The organism is Winslowiella iniecta (assembly GCF_001267535.1).
Classification (GTDB): domain Bacteria; phylum Pseudomonadota; class Gammaproteobacteria; order Enterobacterales; family Enterobacteriaceae; genus Erwinia; species Erwinia iniecta.
Genome location: NZ_JRXE01000004.1, coordinates 21,644 through 22,460 on the forward strand (window position 1 = coordinate 21,644; position 817 = coordinate 22,460).

Sequence of the window (817 nt, forward strand, 5' to 3'; positions counted from 1 at the left end):
CCTGCGTCATGCGGCCGCAGGCGTCATATTTCAGGCTGATAGTGGTTGGCTCCGCGTCACCAATAGCCGTCTTCAGCCCGGTCAGCTGGCAAGGATCATCCTTGTTCTCAAACAGGTAAGTGGTGGTGTGCAGTTTCCCGCTGGTCAGTCTGGTCTCGCAACTGACGATATTACTCAGCGCATCAAAGGTGAAGTGCTGATGGGAAAAGGTTTCGCCGCTCTCCAGCTGTGGCAGGCGAGTGCCTTCGCAGCGGTAATCAACCAGGCGGTTGCGGCTATCATAGGTAAAGTATTCCGCCAGCTCGGTGTGAATGCCCAGCTCGTGCTGGCGTGCGGCCAGCTGATGATTCACTTCCCAGAACTGTTTAATCACGCGGACATCACCATTGCCGTATTCCATCTTGCGCAGGGATTCGCGCCCCTGTTCGTCGCGGGTTAGGGTGGTAGTGACCTTTTCGTTGGTTACCCGGTTGGTAGCGGTCCACGAAGCGAGCCGCTTTAAGTCATCGTAATGCAGGTCGACGGTCAGATCGTCAGTGCTGATGTTGTACAGGTAGCCCTGCGCGGAGTAGTGACGCAGCTGCTGTTCGCCGCCGATATCCTTAAAGCTCTGTAGCGAACCGAGCAGTGAGTAGTTAACGCTGCTGGTTTTATCCCCGCCGGACAGGATGTCGACGGTGGTGTCCTTCACCCGACCGGAAGGAAAATAGGACCACTCACTGCTGGTGCTGCTGCCTTCGCTGGCGCTGTCAAGCTGGCCCGTACCGGTATTCCAGTGAAAGCTTTTGGTGATATTGTCAGCGCCTTCGCGGGTGGC

At 56.7% G+C, this 817-nt stretch carries 1 pseudogene; it reads right to left on the reverse strand.

From position 1 onward, the window contains the following. Positions 1-817: pseudogene (locus NG42_RS03340) on the reverse strand (hypothetical protein); the annotation flags it as partial.